Genomic DNA, 20,323 nt, shown 5'->3' on the forward strand with positions numbered 1-20,323 from the left:
GGACGCATAGGGGGAGAGAAGTGTCACCTATGTATCCGGTTCAAAGTGTTACCCATCTATCGGCTGGACACCGGCAGGCGGATGAGGGGCAGCGCCAGCCTCTGAAATGACTGCCTTGTTGCCTAAGCCCTTGCGCCCTGTGCAGCGCGGCATACCTATAGAGGATACTGCCCACGCATATCTGCCAGGATGAAAGCATGCCGATCGATCCCGTTTCCCCGCTCTTGCGCTCCGTCGTTGGCGTGCGCGCCATGGTTCCCGACGATGCCTTCACGGCCAATGCCTTGGGCACGCGCCGGGAAGGCAGCGGCGTCATCATCCGCGGCGACGGGCTGGTGCTCACCATCGGCTATCTCATCACCGAGGCCGAGGAGGTCTGGCTGACCGACCAGGACGGCCGCGTCGTGCCGGCGCATGCGCTGGCCTATGACCAGGAGACAGGCTTCGGCCTGGTGCAGGCGCTGGCGCCGCTCGGCCTGCCGGCGGTGGCGCTGGGTGACGCGTCAAAGGCCAAGATCGGCGACCCCGTGGTGTTTGCCGACGGCACCGGCCGCTCGGTCAAGGCACACATCGTCACCAAGCAGGAATTCGCCGGCTATTGGGAATATCTGCTCGACGAGGCGATCTTCATTGCCCCGGCGCACCCGTCCTGGGGCGGCGCGGCGCTCATCGGCCAGGATGGCAGCCTGCTCGGCATCGGTTCGCTGCTTTTGCAGATGAGCCGCAACGGCGAGGTCGCCGACATCAACATGGTCGTGCCGATCAACCTTCTGACCCCGATCCTCGACGATCTGCTGACGCGCGGCCAGGTGGCGAAGCCGCCACGCCCATGGCTCGGCGCCTTCTCGGCCGAGTCGAACGGCGCGGTCGTGGTGATGAGCGTCGCCGAAGGCGGCCCCGCCGCCAAGGCCGGCCTGCGCCAGGGTGACATCATCTCCGACGTTCGCGATGGCGAGGTCGACGGGCTCGCCGATTTCTACCGCAAGCTATGGCAGAATCCGGCGGGTTCGGAGATTCCTCTCAGGGTCGTACGCGACGGCCGCGAAACCTGGCTCAGGGTAAAATCCGCCGACCGCAACAGTTTCTTGAAGAAACCGCATCTGCAGTGAAAGCCAATCTCCCCCCAAGTGGGGGAGATTGGCTGCCCCCTCAATCTCCGCATACCCTAAAAGGCGTCCCTGTGTCCCACTCCGCGAAGGGCACGACCCGGCCTTCGACCGACACGACACTGTCCACCTTGCTGCCATCCTCCTGCGTCTTCATGCTTTTGCCTTTGCCGGTAAGCACATCGTAGTCGCAGCTGCTATCGATTATGTCGGTCTGGTATTTGTAACTGTCATAGGCCACGCCGGCGACGACGAAGGCTTCGTTGCGCCAGGCGATGGTCAGCGTCATGTCGGTCCGCTCGCCGGGGCCGATCAGCCCCGGCAGATAGATCTTGATCGAGCCGTTGGGCAGCAAGGTCAACTCCGGTTCGATGCCGGAGCCCTCATAATGCGGCTGGTCGTAGTCGTTCCATTCGCCGTAGACCTGCTCATGCACGACGCCGGCGGGTTTCAGAAAATTGTACTTTTTGTCCCTCAGGAAGAAATGCATGTCCATGGTATCGTCTTCGGGCTCGGTCTCGACGATCATCGCCAGATCGGCGGCGCCGTCGCCATTGAAGTCGCCGGTCAGCGCGGTGATGATTTTCTGGGTTTCGATCGGTTCGGCCAGTGCCGAGGTCGGCAGCAGAAGGATGAGGCCGAGTAACATCGCTCGCATGGCATTTCCCCCGAATTGCAGTCTGCCTTGCCCGGCTGACCAGCAGGAAACTGCCACGGGCGTCGGCTGCGGCGCAAGCCGGCTCGCAATAGGCTAGGGGGTATCGACGCCGCTGACGGAAACTGGCATCGACAGCCGATACAGCCGGCCCGGCAACAACGAGGTGATGATGGCGCCGTTCAAGGTCGATCCCGACAAGGTTCATGAATTCCCCGATCCCGACAGTTTTTACGCCTGGCTGCGCGAAAATCATGCCGGCGAGAGCGAGGTCTGGATCAAGGTCCACAAGGTCGGCTCGGGCCTCGCCTCGATCACGCCGAAGCAGGCCATCGACGTGGCGCTGTGCTTCGGCTGGATCGACGCCATACGCAAGCCGCTCGACGACAAGAGCTTTCTGCAGCGCTACACGCCGCGCGGCAAGAAGAGCATCTGGAGCAAGATCAACATCGACAATGTCGCCCGCCTGGTCGAGGAGGGCCGCATGACCGAACACGGGCTGAAACAGGTCGAGGCGGCCAAGGCCGACGGCCGCTGGGACCGCGCCTATGCCTCAGGCAAGGACATGAAGATCCCTGACGATCTGCAGGCCGCCATCGACGCCGAGCCGAAGGCGAAGGAGATGCTGGCAAAGCTTTCCGCCCAGAACCGGTTCGCGCTGGCGTTTCGAACGCACAACATGAAGACGGAGGCGGGGCGCAGGAAGAAGATCGAGGCTTTTGTCGAGATGCTGAAGCGCGGCGAGACGATCTATCCGCAGAAGCGGTGAGGCGACGGCAAGCGGCTGCCATGGCGCGCGCAGCTAAAAACCCGCGTGTGAGGTTCTGGCCTCCCTTTCTCGGACATAACCTATTGTTTTTACGGTATTTTCCACTCGGCGTGTGGATGATAGCTGCGATAGTGGAAAAACATAGCAACATATTGTTAATTAAGAGTTTTCCACTATGTTAACTTGATCCTGGCTTAAGAGTGGAAAACGATGCTGAGAGAGTTGACCGGCGAGCAGCGGCGCCAACTCATAGATACGCAACAGGTCTACGAGGCCTGGCAGCGTGCTGATGACCAGCGCCAAAGGCGCTTTGCAGGCAGCATGCGCTGGGTTGAGCGCAGCGGTGCTGAATACCTGCTGCGGAAGGTCCGGCAGGTCGAGAATTCACTCGGGCCGAAAAGCAGCCAGACGGAGAAGGCGTTCGCTGCGTTTTCCGAGGGCAGGGTGCAGAACAAGGATCTGCTGGCAGGTCTAGCCGATCGCCTGAACGGCCTAGCGAAAGTCAATGTGGCAATGGGGTTGGGCAGGGTACCGGCCATCGCCGCACGGATATTGCGGCGGTGCGCCGAAACAGACCTGCTGGGCAAGCAGTTGCTGGTCGTCGGCACGAATGCGCTGTTCGCTTACGAGGCTCTGGCGGGCGTCCAGATCACCAGCGGTCTCACGGCAACCGGCGACATCGACCTGCTCTTCGATTCCCGACGCCGCATCAGCTTCGTGACCGGCGAGAGGGTAAGCCAGTCCGGCCTGATAGGCGTGTTGCGTAAAGTGGACAGGTCCTTCAAGCCGCTCCAGCCCCGGGCCTTCAGGGCAGCGAACCGTGATGGCTATCTGGTCGACCTGATCCGTCCGCAGGCAAGACATGTCCTCAAGGACAACGCCACTACCTCGATTACACAGCTTGCCGACGATCTCGACAGCGCACCCATGGAGGGGCTGCAATGGCTCATCAACGCTCCAAAGGTGGAGGCTGTGGCGATCGATGAGCGTGGCTATCCCGTAAGCATGCCGACGGTCGACCCTCGAATGTTCGCTCTGCACAAGGCTTGGCTGGCCACGCTGCCTGATCGGTCTGCGGTCAAGGCAATGAGAGATCGTGAACAGGCGGAAGCGGCTACACGCATTGCCACGGGCTATCTTGCGCTTCCGCTGGACAGCGAGCATCTCAAAGGGCTTCCGGGGGCACTGCTGGACGCTGCGGCCGCAACGCTCTCTCTGCCTGGCCCGAGCGGCTTTTCCGAAGACCTTCCAATTGAGCCCGACTGGTAGCGGCCGCGCTAGCACGCCATGCTACGAAAATAGCATTCTCGCCTCGCGAAATGTGATGCTACGGTTCCCGGCGCACCCAGGGCGGAGGGGTTGCCAAGAGGAGAAGTGGCGGGCGCTGGCCCGGATTTCAGCGAGAACCGGACGGAGCTGTTGAACCATTGCAAGGCCGCCGCGTTTTCCAGCGTCGGCCACAAGGGAGGAACCACCTGTGAAAGCATCCTATCTCGTCTCAGCCGCGCTGCTTGCGGCGACTGCGATGCCGGCGGCGGCCGGCGAAATTTCCGACGGCAAGGTCAAGATCGGCATCCTCAACGACCAGTCGGGCGTCTATGCCGATTTCGGCGGCAAATGGTCGGTCGAGGCCGCCAGGATGGCGGTCGAGGATTTTGGCGGCAAGGTGCAGGGCGCGCCAATCGAGATCGTCAACGCCGATCACCAGAACAAGCCCGACATTGCCTCCAACATTGCGCGCCAGTGGTACGACACCGAGCAGGTCGACGCGATCATGGAACTGACGACATCCTCGGTGGCGCTCGCCGTCCAGGGGTTGTCCAAGGAAAAGAAGAAGATCGACATCGTTACCGGAGCGGCATCGGCCGACCTGACCGGCAAGCAATGCTCGCCCTACGGTTTCCACTGGGCTTACGATACCCACTCGCAGGCGGTCGGCACCGGCGGCGCGCTTGTGCAGCAGGGCGGCGACAGCTGGTATTTCATCACCGTCGACTATGCCTTCGGCTATTCGCTGAAGGAGCAGACCTCAAAGGTTGTTGAGGCAAGCGGCGGCAAAGTGCTGGGCGAGGTGCGTTACCCCTTGGGATCGACGGATTATTCCTCCTTCCTGCTGCAGGCGCAGTCCTCCGGCGCCAAGGTTATCGGCCTTGCCAATGCCGGCCTCGACACCTCCAATACCATCAAGCAGGCGGCCGAGTTCGGCATCGTCGCCGGCGGCCAGCGGCTGGCAGCACTTCTGTTCACGCTTGCCGAGGTGCACGGCCTCGGCCTGCAGGCGGCGCAGGGCGTGGTGCTCACCGAAGGGTTTTACTGGGACCGCGACGACAAGAGCCGCGACTTCGCCGGGCGCTTCTTCAAGCGCACCAACCGCATGCCCAACATGATCCAGGCCGGCACCTATTCGGCGGTGCTGCAATATCTCAAGGCCATCGACAAGGCCGGCACCGACGAAACCGAGGCGGTCGCCAAGCAACTCCATGAAATGCCCGTCGACGACATCATCAACGCCAACGGCAAGGTACAGGCCGACGGCTCGATGGTGCACGACATGTATCTCTATCAGGTCAAGAAGCCCGAGGAGTCGAAGAAGGACTGGGACTACTACACCTACCTTGCGACCATTCCGGGCGACAAGGCCTTCATCAAGGCTGAAGACAGCGGCTGCCCGCTCGTCACCAAGTGACGCTGGCGCAAGCCGTGGCCGTCCAGCCGGACGGTGCCGGAATCAAGCCGCGGGTGGTGCTCTCCGCCCGCGGCCTGCGGCGCGACTTTGCCGGTTTCGTCGCCGTCAACAATGTCGACCTCGACGTCCATCACGGCCAGATCCATGCGCTGATCGGGCCGAACGGCGCCGGCAAGACGACAATCTTCAACCTCTTGACCAAGTTCCTGCAGCCGAGCAGCGGCAGGATCNGCTCGACAATGTCCGCGTCGCCTTGCAGCGGCCGAGCGGGCTCGGCTTCCAGTTCTGGCGCTCGCTGGCCGCGCTTGACCAACTGACTCCACGGGCGCGCGAACTGCTTGCCGTCGTCGGTCTCGACGATGTCGCGCATCGTCCGGCCGGCGATCTCTCCTATGGCAGGAAGCGCGTGCTCGAGATCGCCACCACGCTGGCGCTCGACCCGAAAGTGCTGCTGCTCGACGAGCCGATGGCCGGCATGGGGCACGAGGATGTCGGCGTCATTTCCGGCATCATCCGCTCGCTGGCAACGGACCGCGCCGTGCTGATGGTCGAGCACAATCTCACCGTCGTCGCCGACCTCTGCGACTGGATCACCGTCATGCAGCGCGGCCAGGTGCTCGCCGCCGGCGACTACGCGACGGTGAGCAACGATGAGCGCGTCAGGGTCGCCTACATGGGGACCGAGCAGGGGGACCGAGCATGAGTGAGCCGCTGCTTGCCGTGCGCGATCTCCATGCCTGGTATGGCGAGGGCCATGCGCTGCATGGCGTCAACCTCGACGTTTTTCGCGGTGAGACCGTGACGCTGCTCGGCCGCAACGGCGTCGGCAAGACCACAACGCTGCGCGCCATCATGGGGCTGGTCCGCAAGCGCAGCGGCAGCGTCGCGTTCGACGGCAGCGACCTGATGCGCCTGCCGCTGCATCGTGTTGCCCATCGCGGCATCGGCTTCGTGCCGGAGGAACGCGGCATCTTCGCCACGCTCACCGTCGACGAGAACCTGATCCTGCCGCCGGTGGTGGCCAAGGGCGGCATGAGCGTCGACGAGATCTTCGATCTCTTTCCCAACCTCAAGGAGCGGCGCAACAGCCCCGGCACCAAACTCTCCGGCGGCGAACAGCAGATGCTGGCCATCGCCCGCATCCTGCGGACGGGCGTGCAGATGCTGCTGCTCGACGAGCCGACCGAGGGCCTGGCGCCGGTCATCGTCCAGCGCATCGGCGAACTGCTGGCAACCTTGAAGAAGCGCGGCATGACCATCCTGCTCGTCGAGCAGAATTTCCGCTTCGCCGCGCGCATCGCCGACCGCTTCTATCTGATGGAGCATGGCAAGGTGGTGGAGGGTTTTGCCGTAAGCGAGCTTGCCGCTCACACGCAACAGCTGCACGATGTGCTTGGGGTATGATGACGACAGCCCACGGCAGTACCCCCACCCCGCTGATGCGCAGCGACCCTCCCCACAAGGGGGAGGGTGGAGGGCCACCGCCCTACCTCCCCCTTGTGGGGAGGTCGGACCGAAGGTCCGGGTGGGGGTACGTGCCGCACAGACGCATCCCGCTTGCAACACCCTCGGTGACGGCGCCATGACCATGATCTTCGGCATCCCCGTCCAGGCCTTGCTCGGCCAGATGCTGGTCGGGCTGATCAACGGCTCCTTCTACGCCATGCTGAGCCTCGGCCTGGCCGTCATCTTCGGCCTGCTGCGCATCATCAATTTCGCCCATGGCGCACTCTATATGCTCGGCGCCTTCATCGGTTACCTGCTGCTCGTCCATCTCGGCATCGGCTACTGGCCGGCGCTGCTCCTGGTTCCGCTCATCGTTGGAGTCTTCGGCATGGCGGTCGAGCGCGTGGCGCTGTCGCGGCTCTACCGCCTGGATCCGCTCTACGGGCTGCTGTTCACCTTCGGCCTGGCGCTGGTCATCGAAGGCGTGTTCCGTTTCTACTACGGCGTGTCGGGCAACCCTTATGCCGTTCCGGCGCAGCTTGCCGGCGGCACCAATCTCGGCTTCATGTTCCTGCCCAACTATCGCGGCTGGGTGGTGGTGGCCTCGCTCATTATCTGCATCGGCACCTGGCTCCTGATCGAAAAGACCAGGCTCGGCTCCTATCTGCGCGCCGCGACCGAGAATCCGGAGCTGGTGCAGGCCTTCGGCGTCAACGTGCCGCTGCTGCTGACGCTCACCTATGGGCTCGGCGCGGCGCTCGCCGGCCTTGCCGGTATTCTCGCCGCGCCCGTCTACCAGGTCAGTCCGCTGATGGGCTCCGATATCATCATCGTCGTCTTTGCCGTCGTTGTGGTCGGCGGCATGGGTTCGATTCTTGGGGCCATCGTCACCGGCTATATGCTCGGCCTCGCCGAGGGCCTGACCAAGGTGTTCTATCCCGAGGCGTCGAACCTCGTCGTCTTCGTCATCATGGCGATCGTGCTGCTCCTGCGCCCCGCCGGCCTGTTCGGAAGGGACGCCTGAGATGAGCGAGGCAGCCCTTCACGACCAGCGCACCGCCGCCTCCGTGCGGCTTAAGCGGGTATTGCTGGCATTGGCCATACTGGCGCTGATAGCCGCGCCCTTCTTCGTCTATCCGATCTTCCTGATGAAGATGCTGTGCTTCGCGCTGTTTGCCTGCGCCTTCAACCTGCTGCTCGGCTACACTGGGCTGCTGTCGTTCGGCCACGCCACCTTCTACGGCGCCGCCGCCTATTTCTGCGCCTACGCCGTCAAGGCATGGGGCTGGCCGCCCGAGGCCGGCATCCTGCTCGGCACCGCCGGCGCGGCCGTGCTCGGCCTGGTCATGGGCTTCCTCGCCATCCGCCGGCAAGGCATCTATTTCTCGATGATCACGCTGGCGCTGGCGCAGATGTTTTATTTCTTCTGCGTCCAGGCGCCGTTCACCGAAGGCGAGGACGGCATACAGGGCGTGCCGCGCGGGCATCTGTTCGGCATCGTCGATCTCAACGTCACGCTCAACATGTATTTCGTCGTGCTTGCCGTCTTCCTCATCGGCGTCTTCGCCGTCTGGCGCATCGTCAACTCGCCGTTCGGCATGATCCTGCGTTCGATCCGCGAGAACGAGAACCGCGCCATCTCGCTGGGCTATTCGGTCGGCCGCTACAAGCTCGCCGCCTTCGTCATGTCGGCAGCCCTTGCCGGGCTTGCCGGCGCGACCAAGGCGATCGTCTTCCAGTTCGCGACGCTGACCGACGTCACCTGGCAGATGTCGGGCGAGGTGATCCTGATGACGCTGCTCGGCGGCATTGGCACCATGGTCGGTCCTGTCGTCGGCGCCGGCCTCGTCGTCGGGCTGGAAAACACGCTCGCCACCTCCGGCTTCCCGGTGACCATCGCCACCGGCCTGATCTTCATGATCTGCGTGCTGGTCTTTCGCCGCGGCATCGTCGGCGAGATTTACGCGCGCTGGCTGGCGCCGGCCAACGGCGAGGCGGGCCGCGATCAATAGGTGATGGTCACCACCACCGTGTCGGTGTAGACGCCGGCCGAGGGCGTCGTCTGCGGCGGCACGCGGCCGTAGACGATGAGCGGTTGCGCCAAGCCGGTTCCGGTGCCGGCCACCGTGCTTCCCGGCGTTCCGGCGTCACCCCAGGGCTGCGAGCGCGCGGCGTCCTTGTAGAGGCCGTAGGTGACCCGCTCGCCGCCCTTCGACATCTTGCGATTGGTCGGCGTGCCGCCTGTCGTGCCGCCATTCAGGGAAACCGTATAGGCGGTCGACGGCGTGCAGGTGACCGAGACCTGGCCGGTGGCATCGGCATTGGCGTCGAGCACGCCCTTGGAGCCGAAATCGATGTTCTGGGTGGCGACCAGGCAGTTTGCCGCGACCGTGGCGTTGATGGTGAAGGTCGGATCGGGCGCCGTCAGACCGAAGCCGGTGTTGCAGCTGTTGCCGAGCAGGTCGTTCTGGTAGCGAAACTCGACGTGGATGCCCGAAAATATCGACTGATAGGTGCCCGGCGGAACCGCTGACTGGCCGCCGGTCACCCGAGCGTAGATCGTGGCGCTGCCGGATGCATTGCCGATGAGAATGGGCACCAGCACCTGCGGCGGCGGGCGCGATGCATAGGCCCAGGTATAGGAACCCCACGCGACGCTCATTCCGGGGTCCGAATAGAGCTGGTAGTTAAGGCTGTTGGCGCCGCTCGCCATCTGCCTGGCTGCCGCCGAGGTAGCACCCCCACTGCCGGCGCCGATATGCGGACAGAACAGGATGCGCACCACGCCGCCGGTGCAATTCATGTTGAGTGTCGCCGTCGCGGTGGCTGCGGTGGCCGACAGCGTGTCGATGAGACCGAAATTCATGTCGGTGACGGTACCGGTGCAGCTCTGCGCCCGGGCCAGCGACGGGAGCAGTACGAGGATTATAACGACTGCAGCGCGCATCATTTGGCCTGGGATTTTCATTGGCACACCACATCCTTGATCGTCACTTGCCGGCCTCGCACCGCTTCGAACGGGAAATCCGCTCGGCACGAGCTGCCGTCCGCCAGACCGACCACCACCGCATTCTGCTTGCNGCACCGCTTCGAACGGGAAATCCGCTCGGCACGAGCTGCCGTCCGCCAGACCGACCACCACCGCATTCTGCTTGCCGAGGCCCTTGATGTAGGCCTGCCCATCATAGCCGACGACGAAATCTTCCGTGCCGCCGTCGACGCGGCCGGCAAGCCCGGCTTCGAGTGGCGTTCCGCTCGAGTCGACCAGCGTCACCAGCGCGGCCTGCGCCGCCTCAGACACGCCGAACTTCAGCACGACGCCGTTGCGGTCGGCTGGGACGACGGTCTCCTTGGTAGCCGGGACATCCGCGTCGACTGGTAGATTCTTCGGGTCGATGGAGACCGTGTTCAGCTCATAAGAGTTGAGCCCGGTGACCAGGATGCGGCCTTTGCTGTCGGTCCTGCCTACCGGCCGGTTCTGATGCAAGACCTCGACATCAGGCGTGCCGACATCGACGACGGCAAAGGCATCGTCGATGCGGTTGGTGGCGAACACCCCGCCGCCTGCGACCGCAATGGCGCCGTCCATCTGGCCGGTCACGCGAAAGTCCTTGTCGAATTGCTGGGCGCCGGCCTCGAAACGCGCAAACGGCGCGCGGTAGCTGACCGCTGCCGAACGATTGGGTACCTCGCCCTCCGAGGTGCGCAGCCGCCAGCCGATGCTGCCGTCCTCGGCCCGCTCCGATTTGGCGAGGTCGGCAGTGACATTGAGGCCGTCAGGGCCTTGCTCGACGCCTGTCGACGCCGAGATCTCGTCGTTGAACGGGATCGAAATCCCGGCGAACACGCCATAGCTGCTGTCGTCGTCGAGATCGGCGAAGGCGGTGGCATAGAGCGTGCTGCGCTTGAAGATCGCCTGGCTGTAGGACAGGCCGACGATCTGGCTGCTTTCGCCCTCGGCGCTCTTCAAATGCGTATAGGACAGGTTGAGGCTGGAGAAATCGATCGGCATCGGCACGCTGAGTGTCACCTGGTCGACCGCGCGCGGCACGCCGGCGCTGAAACGGGTGAAGTCGTCGGGGTCGAGAACCGGCTCCGCCGTCACCGAGGCGATGTCTTCATAGCCGCCAAAGGCCCGCTGCATGTGGGCGTTGATCGCCCAGCCGTCATAGCCGAATTCGACACTGGCATCGACCAGCGAGCCGGTGCGCCGGTCATGATGGCTGCCGGCGACCGCCAGCGAAGCTGCGCCATATGCCCCGAGCGGGAAGGCAGCACCTATGCCGCCATTGATCAGATCGGCGCCGCCCTCGGCATGGGCTTCCAATGTCAGCCGGTCGGTCACGCCGTAACGCGCGCTGGCGACCCCCATGACGCGGCCGTCATAATCGTCGGAGGAGATGCCGAAATTGCGCCGCGCCATCCCTGCCTCGACGGAAAAGTCGAGCAGTCCCTGGCGCAACAGCATGCTGGAGGCATAGAACGGCAAGGTGGCCGTGGTCTCGCGGCCGAGGCTGTCGCGCAGCACCACCTGCGCCTGTCCGGCGCCCGTGAACACCGGCAGATTGGTGACCTGGAACGGCCCGGGCTGGATGTCGCCGGAATAGGTGCGCACGTTCTGCGTATAGACCTCGAGCGTCGACGGCACCGCCGCCGTGCCGCCGAAGGAGGGCAGAGGTAGCGTCACCAGGTCCGATCGCAGGTGGAAGTTGCGTTGCGCCTGGATGCCGCCGAGATAGATCGGACGCGTCCACGACAATCCACCGGAGATGAAGTCGCCGGCGCGGTAGGTCATCAGCCGGTCGGGGTCGGAATAGCTCCATGTCGTGTTGAGCCGCGTGAAGCCGCCCAGCCTGCCGTCGGAATAGCCGGCGATGAAGGATTGGCTGAGCGTTCCATAGGGGCTGAACACGCGCGCATCGAAGCCGCCGGAAACGCCTTGGAACAGCTCGACGTCCTTGTCGAACAATGTGTTGGAGCTGGCAAACAGCGAATAGTTGAGAACCGCGCCCAAGCCCGATTGCGGCGCCGGCCGGTCCTGCAAGCGCAAGCCGAGATCGACCATGCGCGCCTCGCGGCTGTCATTGGCGGCGGTGACGTAGAGGCGCTGGGCTACCTCATCGATCCGAAACGAAACGTCGGCCAACTGGTCGAGCCTGACCAGGCCGCCGGCGTCGGCTATGTCCTCCGGCGGTTTCAGGCCGACCTCCTTCAGCTCTTGGGGCGCCGCCGCCAGCCCACCATCCGGCATCTCGATAAAATTGCCGACCAGCTTGGTCGAAACGTCGTTGATGAACACCTCGAGATAGAGGCTGCGGCCCGCTGGTAAAACGGAAGCCGGCTGTTCGAGGTTCGTCACGGCCGGAAATTCCTGCGAACGCACCGCCAAGCAAGGTGTGAAAGTCGCAACCGCGACGATGACAGCGACGCTACTTGCCCTTGACGGCAACGTTGGCATCGAAGGGTCCAAGATCGCTCTGTGCCTTCAAAAGCACGGAGCCCGCGGACAGTGATTTGCCGCTGCCGATCGGCCACTGCATGGTCGCGCCGCCCAGGACATAACCGACGAGCCCGTTTCGGTTGCCGAGCTTTTTGCCGTTCTGGGTCAGGGATAGGTTGGACAAGCGGAGACGACTTTCACCGGTATTGCTGGCTGTCAGCACAAGACTGCCGCCCTTGCGCGAAACACTCCAGGCGACTGCCGGCGCGGCCGCATCGGCGTCGCGGAAAAACACCGGCACGGAGTAGCGCAGCGCGAGCGCGACCGTACCGGCCTTCTTGCGCGACGGGTCGGGTAACTCGTCGACGATGACGCGGTAGCTTTCCTCGGCCCGCACCGGCGCCTTGCTGACGCGCACGACGCGAACCACGTATTGGGCATTGGGTCCGAGTTTGGTCGATGGCGGGCTGGCGACGACGTCGGTAGTCGGCGTCAGCGTCTCGATCCCGCCAGCCTGGCTCCAGGCGAAGACGCGTATCTGCACATTGATCGGCCGCTTGGGGTCATCGTTGCTGAGGTTGAGAACCGCCGAGGCGTCGGGCGAGATCAGCTCGAGACCTGTCGGCGCCACCCTGAGCGAAGCGGCTTGTGAGAGACCGGCGCACAGCAACAGAACAGCCGTGGCTCCGATGCGTGAAAGCATGGATCGCATGATCGTCCTCGTGTTGGTATCGATTGTCAGTACGTTATGGTGATCGCAACGGTGTCGGTGTAGAGGCCCGCCGCCGGTGTCGTCTGCGGTGGAACACGCCCGTAGACCGTCAGCGGCTGAATGGCGCCGTTGCCGGTTCCGCCGACCGTGTCGGTGGGGATCGTGGTGCCCCAAAGCTGCGTCCGGGTGCTTTCCCTGTAGATGGTGTAGTCGATCGTCGCCGACGCCGGCCCGGTCATCTTGCGAACAGCAACCGTTGCGCCCGCGCCCGCTCCGGCGCTCAGACCAACATTGTAGGACTTGCCGGTCGTGCATTGCACGTTGATGGTGCTGGTCTGGTCGACATTCGCATCAATGACACCGTGCGAGCCGAAATCGAGATCGCTCGCCGTCTGCACCTTGCATTCGTCGGTAATCGTGATGCGGACATTCATGCTGCCCGTCGCGGTCGCGGCGATCGCGGGCAGGATGGGAAGCAGCGACGCTCCCGCCAGCAGCGCATATTTCAGCAATCTCATGCGTGTTTCCTCCGTCGGGCAGACCGTTCCTCGCAACACAGTCTTGACCCGGATTTCACTCCTACAGCTCCTCCGTTGCATGCTTCGCAAGACATCAACGATACAGTAATGTCATAAGCGAACTGTGCAATGATTATTACAACTTAGATTCGGATTGCGACAGCGAATAACTTCGGTATGTATCGGATAATTTTGGTTAATATTTGGTTAACAGAGATGAAATGGACATTTTTCCGAAGTGAAAGTTTGTCTGTCGAAAATTTATTTTGCTTCTCGTGCCGAAAAGGCGAAATATCTGGCAACTCATCTGGATTTTGTAGAGTCTCACCTGTCGTCCTTTATTATCGATATTTCGCGGCGTGCACCGGCGCCAAGCAGCCATCGCCATAGCCGCGCCGGTAGCTGTTCGCGCCTGTCCAAGCCTTGCGGTCGTGCTGACAGGGCCGCATTCGCCAAAACCGTGTTCCGCCCGGCCCAAGCATGGCCGTCCCGGCTGAGATAAATCCACCGCCGTCGGATCGCGGCGAAACACATGCGAATCGTTCTTGCCACGCTGGCCCGGATTTCCTTCGGCGGCGCATCGGCCGGACGGGAGATGCGCCTGTTGTCCCTTGGAGCCATGATCCACGACCGGCAGCCGCGCGGACCGGCTGCCAGACGTCAGAAAAGGAAGAACGATGAAGAAGACCTATGAAAAGCCACAGCTCGAAAAGCGCCAGAAGCTGTCGCGTGTGACCGCTGTCGCCGGCCCATCAGTGACCAGTGAGAGCTGACGCCGTCGACCGGCATCGAACCACCAGCGGACAAGGAGAGCAGTCATGGATCAGCATGCGAACCCGTCACCCGGCTTCAGGCGCAATCCGGGCAAGGTGATCACCGTCGAGCCCTTCACCGGGCGTGTCGTCGTGTTTGCAAACGGCACCATCATCGCTTCCTCGGCAAAAGCCAAAATGGTGACCGAGCCGCCCCATCCCTTCTCCTTCTACATCCCGTTCGAGGACATCGACTTCCGCAAGCTCAAGAAGACGGAGCGGTCGACGCTGTGCCCCTACAAGGGTGACGCCAGCTACTGGAACGTGCTGCCGGCGGGTGAAACCGGCAACGACGCGATGTGGGCCTATGAGCAGCCCTTCGACGAGATGGCCGAGATTCGCGCCCACGGCGCCTTCTATCCCGACCGGGTCGCCATCGACGCCACGCCGCGCTAGCGCGTCATGCCTGTCGCCCAAAAGTGCCCAGCGTTCTTGGAGCCGACGACAGGCATGAACAGAGGAATTTTTTCAGATCAGCCAAAGCTGTCCTCACCCGGGGGCGCAGCGGTTTTGCGGCAACGGCATGCCGAAACGAAGACAAAAGGTCATGGACGAAAAGCAGAGAGCAATTCTCGACGAAATCCCGCGCCTGCGCCGCTATGCGCGCTCGCTGCTGCGCGACCGCGATTCCGCCGACGATCTCGTCCAGGACTGCCTGGAGCGGGCGCTGCTGCGGCTGGACAACTGGCAGACGGGAGAGAGCCCGCGAAAATGGCTGTTCACGATCATGCATCATCTGTTCATTGACCAGATGCGCAAGGTGAACCGGCGTGGCGAGGCCTCGATGCTGCCGCTGGAGGCCGGCGAGGTGCAGGCCTCTCCCGCCGACCAGCTGGAGAACGTCGCCGCGCGCGAGATCATCGACGCGCTGCAGGCGATCAGCCCGGACCGCCGTGCCCCGCTGACCATGGTCGCCATCGAAGGCTTCTCCTATGCCGAGGCCGCCGAGATGCTCGGCGTGCCGGCCGGCACGCTGATGTCGCGCATCGCGCGCGGCCGCGAGGAACTGCGCGGCCTGCTCGAGGACAATGCGCGCCGCCGCGCGATAAGGATCGTCGAGCCAGGCCCGGCCAGGGCGGTTCCAATCAGGGCGCCAATGGCATGACGAGCCCCAATCGCATGATGACGCCTTACGGCATGGTCCGGCACGATTGCAGGCCTTGTCCGCACTGTGGGCGCGGCGCACCCGGTAACGCTTTCTTCTCTGCTTGCGTGCATAGTGGCGGCGACGGAGTGAGCGAAACCAGGGCATGGCTGAAGAGAAAATACGCAACGGCGAATTCTGGGCGCTTGCGCTCGAACGCGCTCATCTCGGCGTATGGGACTGGGATATTTTGAGCGGCGACTGTTTCTATTCGCCGACCTGGTCGCACATGCTGGGTTATGAGGATGGCGAGCTTGCCAACAGCGACGACCTCTGGCTGAAGCTGACGCATCCCGACGACCGCCAGCGGGCGCTGGCCAGCGGAGAGCGGCACATTTCCGGCCTGACCGCCTCGATCGAGACCGAGCTACGCCTCAAGCACAAGGACGGCCACTGGATCTGGGTGCTGGACCGCGGCGGCATTGTCGAGCGTGACGAGACGGGCAGGCCGGTCAGGCTGATGGGCGTGCAGACCGACATCAGCCGGCAGAAAGAGGCGGAAGCCGAACTGGAGCGGGTCAATGTGCGCTTTCGCCTGGCGCTGGCGGCCAGCGGCACCGGCATCTGGCATCACGATATCGACGCCAACAAGAGCTATTGGGACGCCCGCACCAGGGAGATATTCGGCCTGGTCGCCGACACCGACGAGGTGGCTGCCGACCTTTGGCATTCCTATCTGCACCCCGACGACAAGGATGCCGCAGAGCGCGCCCATCTGGCGCCGCTTTCGACCGACGGCGTCGTCGCCGCGCAATACCGCATCGTCAGGCGCGACGGCGAAATCCGCCATGTCGAATCGCTGGTGCGCTTCATCGCGGCGCCCGAGACGGCGGGCCAGATTCTCGGCACCGTGCGCGACATCACCGAGGACAAGAAGCGCGAGCGGGAACTCGCCTACGCCGCTCACCACGATGCGCTGACCGGCCTGTTGAACCGTGCCGCCTTCGACCGGCTGCTGGCCGTGCATATCGCCACCGAGCGGGCTTTGCCGCTGGCGGTGTTCTATGTCGATCTCGACTACTTCAAGGCGCTCAACGACTTTGCCGGCCACGCCGCCGGCGACCTGGCGCTGAGGGGTGTCGCCGCCGGTATTCTGGGCTGCCTGCCGGCATCGGCGCGTGCCGCGCGCCTCGGCGGCGACGAGTTCGCGCTGCTGGTGCCCAATTGCCAATCGGCCAAGGCCGAGGCGCTGGCCGGCGCGATTCTTGCGGCGGTCCGTGACGCCGACCTCGGACTGCCGGCGACCTCGCGAAAACTCGCGGCCAGCATCGGCATCGCCTTCGTCGAGGACACCACCACCACAGTTGCCGATGCGTTGGCCTGCGCAGACGACGCCTGCTATGCCGCCAAGGCGGCCGGGCGCAATCGCTTCGCGGTGTTTTCGGCCGATGCGGCGTCGGGCTCCGGCGGCCTCAACGCGGCGCGTGTCGCCGCCGACACGGTCGACGCCATGGATGACGGGCGGCTGAAACTGTTCGGCCAGGAGATCCATCTTCTGGGCCAGCCTTGGAAGGAGAGCCGCCATGTCGAGGTGCTAGCGCGGCTTGCCGGGCGCAATGGCAAGCTGATCCCGCCCAGCGAATTCATTCCGGTCGCCGAGCGCTTCGGCATTGCCTCGCGGTTGGACCGCTGGATCATCAGGACAGCGCTTTCGCAGCATGGCGAGGCGATGCGGTCAGGCGCCATCATGCTCGGCTTCAATCTGTCGGCGCAGACGCTGAGCGATCCGCTGCTGTGGGATTTCGTCGACGCCGTCATCGCCGAGACCGGGGCGCCGCATTCCGGCATCGGTTTCGAGATCACCGAGACCGCGGCCGTCACCAATTTCGACGCCGCCGAGCAGTTCGTGCGCAAGGCGCGCGAGCGGCAATGCCGCGTCAGCCTCGACGATTTCGGCGCCGGCATGAGCTCGTTCGAATATTTGCGGCGCTTTCCGGTCGATCAGATCAAGATCGACGGCTCGTTCATCGAGAATATCGCGGAAAGCCGTTTCGACCGCGAGATCGTCTCGGCCATAGCGGGCATCGCCAAAAGTCTCGGCTGCGCGGTGGTGGCCGAAAAGATCGAACAGCAGGAAGCGCTCGACATTCTGCGCGGTATGGGCGTGGCCTATGGCCAGGGTTTTCTGCTTCACCGGCCGGAGCCGCTCGAGGCGATCGTCGCGCGGGCCGGCGAACAGTCACCGGCCAGCGGACAGTCGCCGGAAAAGCGCTTCGGCTGACGGCTTCTCATCGCCTCGGGCTCGCGCGACTTGTCCGGCTAACCGGCGTCGGCCTTTTCCTGCTTTCGCTGCGCCGCCTCCTTCTTGCGGCGCAACACCTCATCTGTACCGACAAGGTCCTTCGAGGCGCCGGAAATGGCGGTCGAGACGACGGCGGGCGGATCGCTGGCCGGAAAACTGTCTTCGAGGCCTGATTGCAACTGCTCCTCGAGCGTCTGCGGGTTCTCGGAGCGGCCTTCGGCGCGGCGCTCGCCAACGGCTTCGACATCGCTCTTGGTGTCGGGGTGAGCGCGGGCTTCCGATATCGTCGACACCACCAGTTCGATTGCGAACTCTTTCATCGCCTCGGCTTGCGGCCCATCGACATCGGAGTCTTCGATCAGCCGGATGAGCGACTTTTCCAGGGCGCCCAGTTCCTTGACGCCCTGACACCGCGCCAGACGCTTGGTGAGCGAACCGATCAGCGCCGGGGCAAAGGTCGAATAGGCAAGCCTGCGTGTGTCGTCGACCTGCTCGGGATGAAGCTTTTGCAAGGACATAGATGCCTCCAGTCAATCAGCCGTGCAGCTTCTGCCGCTGGCCCTCCTTAGGAAACAGAGGGGAGGGCAAGAGGTTCCATACAGTCCTCGACAGGGTCGACGAGTTCAACTCCACAGCGACGCCATGGTCAGCGACGCTTCGAATATCTGCTCCCTGTTCTCGTTCAGCATCTTGACGGTGATCCGCCGGTGGTCGCCCTCCGGAATCTCGTCGCGCGCCACATCGTGCAATATGCGCAGCGCTTCGGCTCCCGCACGCTCCCGGCTGGGAAAAAGCTGCCCCTCTTCATCAATCTGGGTCTCGGCGTTGTACAAGTCGAAGTAGAACCGTTCCATGTGTGCAAGGATCCCTGCGTGAGAACGCTAAGGCGCATCGCGGTTGAAAGGACGCAGGCGACGCGCTTCAGGTCTGTGTTTTTATGCATGTCGTTGTCTCAAAATCGGGGCCATTTTTGAGCGACATGGATTAAATCCCAACCCGCACCCATGGTTCCATGCGACTGTGTCCTGAGCAGATTTCCTGCCAGGAGCCGTCGCCGTGCCGGCCGATTGCAACCGCACCCGATCTCCGGCGTTTGGCTAGGCCACGAATGTCCACGAAATCTCGAACTGGATCCTCGATGCTAGAACCGCTTTATCTCAACCTTGGCCAGCATGACGCTTTGTCCGAGCAGGAAAAGGGGCTGCTGGCCGCCGCCATGACCATCGAGATGGATTTTGCCACCGGTCAGGACATCGTTTCAGAGGGATCGAGGCCAGGCTACAGCACGCTCATCATCGAGGGTCTGGCGGCGCGCTACAAGGTGCTGGAGGATGGCGGCCGCCAGTTCACCTCGTTGCAGGTGCCAGGCGATTTTGTCGATTTGCACGCCTTCCTGCTCAAGACAATGGACCATGGCATTATAGCTTTGTCGCCATGCCGGGTGATCGCCGCCGACCACAGTCGGCTAAGGACGATCACCGAACAGGCGCCTCATCTCAGCCGCTTGCTTTGGCTGGACACGCTCGTCGATGGCGCCATCCATCGGGAATGGATCGTGGCCATGGGCCGGCGGTCCAAGACTTCGCATCTGGCGCATCTTGTGTGCGAGCTGTTCGTGCGGCTCCAGGTCGTCAAGCAGACCAACGGCATGAGTTTCCGGCTTCCCCTGTCGCAGGCGGAACTGGCCGATGTGCTTGGGCTTTCGGTCGTCCACATGAACCGGGTCATCGGCGCGCTGCGCAAGATCGGTGTGATCGGCTGGGCAAATTACATGGTGACCATTCTGGACTGGCAGCAGCTGGTGGAAATCGCCGAGTTCGACCCGACTTATCTCAGCATGAACCGCGAGCCGAGATAGGCTATCCGGCGTTCGCCATGACATCGCAGGCAATCCGTCAGCCGGTCTTTCAACGATGCCCATCCAGCGACGCCAATTCGTCGAGCATGGCAAGGGCGGCACTTGGCTTGGCCGGCTTCAGCAAGCCCTGTTGGGCGGCGGCATTCTGGAAAGCGGCAAAGGCGATGTCCGGGCGGCAAATGCCGTTCAACGCGTCGTCCACCAGCCTGTCGGCCGCCTTGTAGGCCGCCGTCTGCTTGTTCTTCCATGTTCCGCCTAGCGCCCTCCTGGCGTCGGCGATCGACGACACCGTCATCGCGCTTCCGTCCACGAATCTGATCGTCAGGGGCAGAAAACGGCTCATGCGCTCACCATCCAAGCCATTCGCGTCTCGCCCGGATCGATCTCATCACTTGCCTCCTTGAAAACGGGATCGCCATAAACGAGGAAATCACAAACTGGTTGCAGCCCGGCGAGCTACATGTTGCTTGCCGGCCAGATCGGCCGATGCGGACGATAAGGCGGCCGCGGCGCCGGCTTCAACGGGATGTCGGCGAGCGAGTTGCGGATCGGCCTGTACAGTATCGGCGAAGACGCGGCGCGGCGGTGCAGTACCGCGGCAGACAGTTTGGCAATCAGATTTCGAACGTCCATGGGACACCTCGAGCGCGTTGAGAGTCCCCCATGGCGATCACCTACCACCTCACCCCCACCATCCGCATTTAACTTTGATATAGGCCGGACGAATACGCGCCGCGCGCAATGTCTGCCGCCACCTTTGCTGGTCACCCGTCCGACAAGCAGGCGGCGATGTCTCGCAATTCGGCGCCAAGAGCCCCGATGAAGCGCCCGGCCCAGCCGGAGGAGATCGCGCCCGCCTATGTGTTCCTGGCCGCAATGTTCAAGCTACATCACCGGCGAGAGTCTGCCGATCGTCGGCGGCTATTGAGCGGCGT

Annotated in this window: 18 protein-coding genes and 3 pseudogenes; 13 read left to right on the top strand and 8 right to left on the bottom strand. The window is 63.4% G+C overall.

Annotated elements, in window-relative coordinates:
* Positions 1-197 precede the first annotated feature (197 nt).
* Positions 198-1,109 carry a S1C family serine protease gene (locus tag X728_RS141030; protein WP_023832787.1) on the top strand — a complete coding sequence of 304 codons (912 nt, stop codon included), beginning with the start codon at positions 198-200 and terminating at the stop codon, positions 1,107-1,109.
* A 40-nt stretch (positions 1,110-1,149) separates the two neighbouring features.
* Here the strand turns inward: X728_RS141030 and X728_RS141025 are convergent, their stop codons facing one another.
* Positions 1,150-1,764, bottom strand: coding sequence for a hypothetical protein (locus X728_RS141025; RefSeq protein WP_032898146.1), 615 nt, complete (start codon positions 1,762-1,764; stop codon positions 1,150-1,152).
* A gap of 169 nt (positions 1,765-1,933) precedes the next feature.
* Between X728_RS141025 and X728_RS141020 the strand changes: the two genes are divergently transcribed.
* The 7 genes and pseudogenes from X728_RS141020 to X728_RS140995 all read left to right on the top strand — a co-directional run bounded on the left by X728_RS141020 (position 1,934) and on the right by X728_RS140995 (position 8,674).
* On the top strand, positions 1,934-2,530 hold the full coding sequence (locus X728_RS141020; protein ID WP_023693762.1) for a YdeI/OmpD-associated family protein: 597 nt from the start codon (positions 1,934-1,936) through the stop codon (positions 2,528-2,530).
* Between the two features lie 210 nt (positions 2,531-2,740).
* On the top strand, positions 2,741-3,799 hold the full coding sequence (locus X728_RS141015) for a nucleotidyltransferase domain-containing protein (protein WP_032898147.1): 1,059 nt from the start codon (positions 2,741-2,743) through the stop codon (positions 3,797-3,799).
* Positions 3,800-4,007: 208 nt separating this feature from the next.
* On the top strand, positions 4,008-5,216 hold the full coding sequence (locus X728_RS141010; RefSeq protein WP_023689847.1) for an ABC transporter substrate-binding protein: 1,209 nt from the start codon (positions 4,008-4,010) through the stop codon (positions 5,214-5,216).
* A gap of 14 nt (positions 5,217-5,230) precedes the next feature.
* Positions 5,231-5,919, top strand: a pseudogene (locus X728_RS1000000172310) (ABC transporter ATP-binding protein).
* Positions 5,916-6,620 (top strand): ABC transporter ATP-binding protein, encoded by a 705-nt coding sequence (locus X728_RS141005; protein ID WP_023727088.1) that lies wholly within the window; start codon positions 5,916-5,918, stop codon positions 6,618-6,620. Before X728_RS1000000172310 ends, X728_RS141005 begins: the two are co-directional and overlap by 4 nt.
* A gap of 178 nt (positions 6,621-6,798) precedes the next feature.
* Positions 6,799-7,686, top strand: a complete 888-nt coding sequence (locus tag X728_RS141000; protein ID WP_023693757.1) for a branched-chain amino acid ABC transporter permease — start codon at positions 6,799-6,801, stop codon at positions 7,684-7,686.
* A 1-nt stretch (position 7,687) separates the two neighbouring features.
* Positions 7,688-8,674 carry a branched-chain amino acid ABC transporter permease gene (locus tag X728_RS140995; protein ID WP_023727091.1) on the top strand — a complete coding sequence of 329 codons (987 nt, stop codon included), beginning with the start codon at positions 7,688-7,690 and terminating at the stop codon, positions 8,672-8,674.
* Here X728_RS140995 and X728_RS0136135 read toward each other — a convergent pair.
* From X728_RS0136135 to X728_RS140985, 3 genes are all read right to left on the bottom strand, one after another.
* Positions 8,668-11,913 carry a spore coat protein U domain-containing protein gene (locus tag X728_RS0136135; RefSeq protein ID WP_348625644.1) on the bottom strand — a complete coding sequence of 1,082 codons (3,246 nt, stop codon included), beginning with the start codon at positions 11,911-11,913 and terminating at the stop codon, positions 8,668-8,670. The two genes, X728_RS140995 and X728_RS0136135, sit on opposite strands and share 7 nt — an antisense overlap.
* A gap of 178 nt (positions 11,914-12,091) precedes the next feature.
* Entirely contained in the window at positions 12,092-12,814 is a 723-nt protein-coding gene (locus X728_RS140990; RefSeq protein WP_023715167.1) for a molecular chaperone, read from the bottom strand.
* 26 nt (positions 12,815-12,840) lie between these two features.
* A complete protein-coding gene (locus X728_RS140985) occupies positions 12,841-13,332 on the bottom strand; it encodes a spore coat U domain-containing protein (protein ID WP_023685937.1) in 492 nt (163 codons plus the stop codon).
* 818 nt (positions 13,333-14,150) lie between these two features.
* Between X728_RS140985 and X728_RS140980 the strand changes: the two genes are divergently transcribed.
* From X728_RS140980 to X728_RS140970, 3 genes are all read left to right on the top strand, one after another.
* Positions 14,151-14,540: a DUF427 domain-containing protein gene (locus X728_RS140980; RefSeq protein WP_023824480.1), complete on the top strand. Its 390-nt coding sequence runs from the start codon at positions 14,151-14,153 to the stop codon at positions 14,538-14,540.
* Positions 14,541-14,691: 151 nt separating this feature from the next.
* On the top strand, positions 14,692-15,249 hold the full coding sequence (locus tag X728_RS140975) for an RNA polymerase sigma factor (RefSeq protein ID WP_023689856.1): 558 nt from the start codon (positions 14,692-14,694) through the stop codon (positions 15,247-15,249).
* A 145-nt stretch (positions 15,250-15,394) separates the two neighbouring features.
* Positions 15,395-17,509 carry an EAL domain-containing protein gene (locus X728_RS140970; RefSeq protein WP_023832792.1) on the top strand — a complete coding sequence of 705 codons (2,115 nt, stop codon included), beginning with the start codon at positions 15,395-15,397 and terminating at the stop codon, positions 17,507-17,509.
* Between the two features lie 116 nt (positions 17,510-17,625).
* Here X728_RS140970 and X728_RS1000000171120 read toward each other — a convergent pair.
* Positions 17,626-18,048: pseudogene (locus X728_RS1000000171120) on the bottom strand (hypothetical protein); the annotation flags it as partial.
* Between the two features lie 105 nt (positions 18,049-18,153).
* Entirely contained in the window at positions 18,154-18,384 is a 231-nt protein-coding gene (locus X728_RS140960) for a hypothetical protein (protein WP_023671435.1), read from the bottom strand.
* A gap of 284 nt (positions 18,385-18,668) precedes the next feature.
* Between X728_RS140960 and X728_RS140955 the strand changes: the two genes are divergently transcribed.
* Complete coding sequence (locus X728_RS140955) at positions 18,669-19,388, top strand: Crp/Fnr family transcriptional regulator (protein WP_023671436.1); 720 nt, start codon at positions 18,669-18,671, stop codon at positions 19,386-19,388.
* Positions 19,389-19,437: 49 nt separating this feature from the next.
* Here the strand turns inward: X728_RS140955 and X728_RS140950 are convergent, their stop codons facing one another.
* Positions 19,438-19,731, bottom strand: a complete 294-nt coding sequence (locus tag X728_RS140950) for a DUF982 domain-containing protein (RefSeq protein ID WP_023685943.1) — start codon at positions 19,729-19,731, stop codon at positions 19,438-19,440.
* 113 nt (positions 19,732-19,844) lie between these two features.
* On the bottom strand, positions 19,845-20,021 hold the full coding sequence (locus X728_RS1000000170580; protein ID WP_023693747.1) for a hypothetical protein: 177 nt from the start codon (positions 20,019-20,021) through the stop codon (positions 19,845-19,847).
* A gap of 183 nt (positions 20,022-20,204) precedes the next feature.
* Here X728_RS1000000170580 and X728_RS1000000170585 point away from each other — a divergent pair.
* Positions 20,205-20,316, top strand: a pseudogene (locus tag X728_RS1000000170585) (SDR family oxidoreductase); the annotation flags it as partial.
* Positions 20,317-20,323: the final 7 nt, after the last annotated feature.

It is taken from the genome of Mesorhizobium sp. L103C119B0 (assembly GCF_000502235.1).
Classification (GTDB): domain Bacteria; phylum Pseudomonadota; class Alphaproteobacteria; order Rhizobiales; family Rhizobiaceae; genus Mesorhizobium.

Coding starts and splice junctions, on each gene's coding strand:
- X728_RS141030 (WP_023832787.1), top strand. CDS start 198: ATGCCGATCGATCCCGTTTCCCCGCTCTTGCGCTCCGTCGTTGGCGTG.
- X728_RS141025 (WP_032898146.1), bottom strand. CDS start 1,764: ATGCGAGCGATGTTACTCGGCCTCATCCTTCTGCTGCCGACCTCGGCA.
- X728_RS141020 (WP_023693762.1), top strand. CDS start 1,934: ATGGCGCCGTTCAAGGTCGATCCCGACAAGGTTCATGAATTCCCCGAT.
- X728_RS141015 (WP_032898147.1), top strand. CDS start 2,741: ATGCTGAGAGAGTTGACCGGCGAGCAGCGGCGCCAACTCATAGATACG.
- X728_RS141005 (WP_023727088.1), top strand. CDS start 5,916: ATGAGTGAGCCGCTGCTTGCCGTGCGCGATCTCCATGCCTGGTATGGC.
- X728_RS141000 (WP_023693757.1), top strand. CDS start 6,799: ATGACCATGATCTTCGGCATCCCCGTCCAGGCCTTGCTCGGCCAGATG.
- X728_RS140995 (WP_023727091.1), top strand. CDS start 7,688: ATGAGCGAGGCAGCCCTTCACGACCAGCGCACCGCCGCCTCCGTGCGG.
- X728_RS140990 (WP_023715167.1), bottom strand. CDS start 12,814: ATGCGATCCATGCTTTCACGCATCGGAGCCACGGCTGTTCTGTTGCTG.
- X728_RS140985 (WP_023685937.1), bottom strand. CDS start 13,332: ATGAGATTGCTGAAATATGCGCTGCTGGCGGGAGCGTCGCTGCTTCCC.
- X728_RS140980 (WP_023824480.1), top strand. CDS start 14,151: ATGGATCAGCATGCGAACCCGTCACCCGGCTTCAGGCGCAATCCGGGC.
- X728_RS140975 (WP_023689856.1), top strand. CDS start 14,692: ATGGACGAAAAGCAGAGAGCAATTCTCGACGAAATCCCGCGCCTGCGC.
- X728_RS140970 (WP_023832792.1), top strand. CDS start 15,395: ATGGCTGAAGAGAAAATACGCAACGGCGAATTCTGGGCGCTTGCGCTC.
- X728_RS140960 (WP_023671435.1), bottom strand. CDS start 18,384: ATGGAACGGTTCTACTTCGACTTGTACAACGCCGAGACCCAGATTGAT.
- X728_RS140955 (WP_023671436.1), top strand. CDS start 18,669: ATGCTAGAACCGCTTTATCTCAACCTTGGCCAGCATGACGCTTTGTCC.
- X728_RS140950 (WP_023685943.1), bottom strand. CDS start 19,731: ATGAGCCGTTTTCTGCCCCTGACGATCAGATTCGTGGACGGAAGCGCG.
- X728_RS1000000170580 (WP_023693747.1), bottom strand. CDS start 20,021: ATGGACGTTCGAAATCTGATTGCCAAACTGTCTGCCGCGGTACTGCAC.